This is a genomic window from Mesorhizobium sp. M7A.F.Ca.US.006.04.2.1 (assembly GCF_004022915.1).
Taxonomy (GTDB): Bacteria; Pseudomonadota; Alphaproteobacteria; order Rhizobiales; family Rhizobiaceae; genus Mesorhizobium; species Mesorhizobium ciceri.
Map to the genome: position 1 here is coordinate 1 of NZ_RZQA01000731.1, position 3,327 is coordinate 3,327.

Here is a 3,327-nt window from a genome sequence, read left to right on the forward strand (position 1 = left end):
CAAAAACCGGCAATGGCAGCGAGGTTTTCAGTCCCGCCGCGATGGCCCTTTTCCTGACCGCCGCCATTGATCAACGGCTTCGGCATCATCAGATCCGAAGCCGCGACGATGGCGCCGACGCCCTTGGGACCACCGATCTTGTGCGAGGACAGAATCAGATAATCGGCGTAACCCGCTGATAGATCGATCGAAACACGCCCGGCGGCCTGCACGGCGTCGACCATGAGGATGCCGCCCGCCGCCTTGACGATCCCGGCGATGCGATCGATCGGCTGGATGACGCCGGTCTCGTTGTTGACGGCGTGGATGGCAACCAGCGGCAGGCCTTCGCTCTTGTCATGACCACTGAGCGCTGCCGCCAACGCGTCGAGATCGGCGATACCGTTGGCGTCGACGCCGACCCGCGTCACCTGCGCTGACGGGAAATGTCCGCCGTTCAACAGGCAGGGATGATCGGCCTCCGACACGTAAAGCCGGCTCATGCGCACCGTGCCGCGCCCCATCTGCCAGTCGGGTGACAGCAGCGTCGAGGCTGCTTCCGTGGCACCGGAGGTGAACACGACGTGCTCGGGCTTGGCGTTGACGAGCGCCGCCACGTCACGCCTTGCGGTCTCGATCAGACGGCGGGCCGCCCGCCCCTCGGCGTGAACCGATGACGGATTGGCGGCGACATCGAGCGCCGCGACCATAGCTTCGCGGGCCGCGGCAAGCAGCGGCGCACTGGCATTGTAGTCGAGATAGGCGCGTTTTGCGGCCATTTTCGTTCGTCAAGTCCCGTCAGAAGCCATTCCGCCGTCGTATGGCGTTATTTCCTTGAAATTCCAAGGCGAGCCGTCCTATTTACGCGGCTTGCGGCGCGGGTGGCCGGGCTCGATGTCTTGCCACTCAGTTTTGAACAATTCTAAACTAGCTTCTAAGAAGACGCTCGCCCTGCGTCAAGGCCAGAGGAAACGTTCCAGGCACCGCGCATTCGTATTACCTAGTGGAGTATTTTATGCCTGAGGTCATTTTCACCGGTCCTGCCGGCCGCCTGGAGGGTCGCTACCAGCCTTCCAAGGAAAAGAGCGCGCCGATTGCCATCGTCCTGCACCCGCACCCGCAATTCGGCGGCACGATGAACAACAAGATCGTCTACGACCTCTTCTACATGTTCCAGAAGCGGGACTTCACCACGCTTCGCTTCAATTTCCGCGGCATCGGCCGCAGTCAGGGCGAATTCGACCACGGCACCGGCGAGTTGTCGGATGCCGCTGCGGCGCTGGATTGGGTGCAGTCGCTGCATCCCGATTCCAAGAGCTGCTGGGTCGCCGGCTACTCGTTCGGATCCTGGATCGGCATGCAGCTTCTGATGCGCCGGCCCGAGATCGAAGGCTTCATCTCGATCGCGCCGCAGCCCAACACCTATGATTTCTCGTTCCTGGCGCCCTGCCCGTCATCGGGCCTGATCATCCATGGCGATGCCGACAAGGTGGCGCCGCCAAAGGATGTGCAGGGCCTGGTCGACAAGCTGCACACGCAGAAGGGCATCACCATCACCCAAAAGACGTTGCCCGGCGCCAACCATTTCTTCTCCAACGATGCCGACCTGCTGCTCGAGGAATGCGCCGACTATCTCGACCGCCGGCTGGCCGGCGAATTGTCGGATCCGCGGCCGAAGCGGCTGAGATAAGCAAAGAAAGCAGGGACGGCGATGTACGAACCTCCTCATTTCAGGGAAACGCGGCCGGAAATCCTGCACGGGCTGATCCGGACGCATCCGCTAGGCCTGTTGATTTCCAACGGGCCCGATGGGCCGGTCGCCAACGCCATCCCGTTCCTGCTCGACCCGGAAATCGGGCCGAACGGCAGGCTGCGCGCCCATCTGGCGCGGGCCAACCCGCAATGGCGCCTGTTGGCCGACAACCCGACGTCACCCGTGCTGATCGTCTTCCAGGGCAGCGATGCCTATGTGACGCCGTCCTGGTACGAGACCAAGCGCGAGACAGGCAAGGTGGTGCCGACCTGGAATTATGCCATCGTGCAGGTTCGCGGCACCGTCAAGGTGATGGATGACCAGGACTGGCTGGCGCAGCAGATCGCCGATCTGACCGTCTCCCAGGAAGGCGCCCGCGCCGCGCCCTGGGCGGTGACCGATGCGCCGGAGCCCTTCATCCAGTCGCAGATCAAGGGCATTATCGGGCTGGAAATCGAGATCAGCGAAATCCACGGCAAGTGGAAGGTCAGCCAGAACCGGCCGGTCGCCGATCGCGTCGGCGTTGCACAGGGGCTCGAAAGCGAAGACCACCAATCGCCCGGCATGGCCGACCTGGTCAGATCCTATGGCGGACTGGACGGCAACTGAACTTCGAATGCTCAGGCAGCCTTCCTTGTCGGTCCGATCAGCCGAAACGTTCTCTTGCGGACCGGCAGTCCCGACGGCGTCGGCCGGAAGATGAAGCCGAACCGGGCAAAGACCATCCCGCAGGCAAGCGCGAAACCGCAGCCAAGGCCGAAGCCGGCGACGGTGTCACTGGGATAGTGCGCGCCAACGAAGATACGGGTCGAGGCGATGCAGGCGGTGATCGCCAGGGCGATGTACCAGCGCCGCGGAAACAACAGCAAAGCGACCCCGAACACCGCGCCCATTGTCGTACCATGGCCGGACGGAAAGCCGGCGAAGCGCGCATCGAAAGCGAAGGGGTGCAGGGTCAGCACGCCAAAGTCCTCGTAATAGAGCGGGCGAGCCCGGCCAATGGCATATTTCAGCACATTGACGGCGATCCCCGACAGGCCGGTGGCGCACAGCACCAGAAAAGCCAGGCAGGTCCAGTTGTAGAGGAGCATCAGCGAGCGCCGCGACAGGCTTCGCCAATCCGTCAGGTTCGCGGCGACAAGCAGAAGCACTGAGGGAATGATATACCAGCCTCCCAGGCCGAACTGGGTGAAAAAGTCGGCAGTCCGGGCAAATCCCGCCGACCACTTGCCGTGAAGCATTCCGGCCGGAGTGTCGAGACGAACAAACGCCGCCGCCGTCAGCAAGACCCAGACCAGCACCCAGACCGACCACAAAATATTCGGGTATCTGGCCGGCCGGGTGGCAAGGCGGCTTTTGGCGATCTGCATCGTATCGCGAAAGTTGTCGAGCGACCGGCGCCCTATGCCAAGGAGCAGGCTCGAAACGGGCGGGCGTGATTTCACCAGCATAGGAAATTCGACCCCATTGTTGCCGTTATGGGCATCGGCGAGCCGTCACTGGCTTACACGATAGAGGCCGAGCGACAGTTTGTCTCCCGACGAATAGTTGAGGCCGTCGACCTCGGCAACGCGGCTCGCCGACTTGCCTTGCGC

General features: G+C 62.8%; 4 protein-coding genes. 2 read left to right on the forward strand and 2 right to left on the reverse strand.

Features of this window, described 5'->3' with window-relative positions:
• Window positions 1–758 (reverse strand): aminotransferase class V-fold PLP-dependent enzyme (locus EN925_RS28960; RefSeq protein ID WP_128337107.1); only part of this gene is annotated, 758 nt, incomplete at its 3' end.
• Window positions 759–994: 236 nt separating this feature from the next.
• Here EN925_RS28960 and EN925_RS28965 point away from each other — a divergent pair.
• Complete coding sequence (locus EN925_RS28965) at window positions 995–1,669, forward strand: alpha/beta hydrolase (protein ID WP_013532163.1); 675 nt, start codon at window positions 995–997, stop codon at window positions 1,667–1,669.
• Between the two features lie 21 nt (window positions 1,670–1,690).
• Window positions 1,691–2,341: an FMN-binding negative transcriptional regulator gene (locus EN925_RS28970; RefSeq protein WP_127369230.1), complete on the forward strand. Its 651-nt coding sequence runs from the start codon at window positions 1,691–1,693 to the stop codon at window positions 2,339–2,341.
• A gap of 11 nt (window positions 2,342–2,352) precedes the next feature.
• Here the strand turns inward: EN925_RS28970 and EN925_RS28975 are convergent, their stop codons facing one another.
• Window positions 2,353–3,183: a phosphatase PAP2 family protein gene (locus EN925_RS28975; RefSeq protein WP_127369229.1), complete on the reverse strand. Its 831-nt coding sequence runs from the start codon at window positions 3,181–3,183 to the stop codon at window positions 2,353–2,355.
• Window positions 3,184–3,327: the final 144 nt, after the last annotated feature.

What these genes read in the sequence shown, in the direction of transcription:
- EN925_RS28965 (WP_013532163.1), top strand. Translation starts at nt 995, where the DNA reads ATGCCTGAGGTCATTTTCACCGGTCCTGCCGGCCGCCTGGAGGGTCGC.
- EN925_RS28970 (WP_127369230.1), top strand. Translation starts at nt 1,691, where the DNA reads ATGTACGAACCTCCTCATTTCAGGGAAACGCGGCCGGAAATCCTGCAC.
- EN925_RS28975 (WP_127369229.1), bottom strand. Translation starts at nt 3,183, where the DNA reads ATGCTGGTGAAATCACGCCCGCCCGTTTCGAGCCTGCTCCTTGGCATA.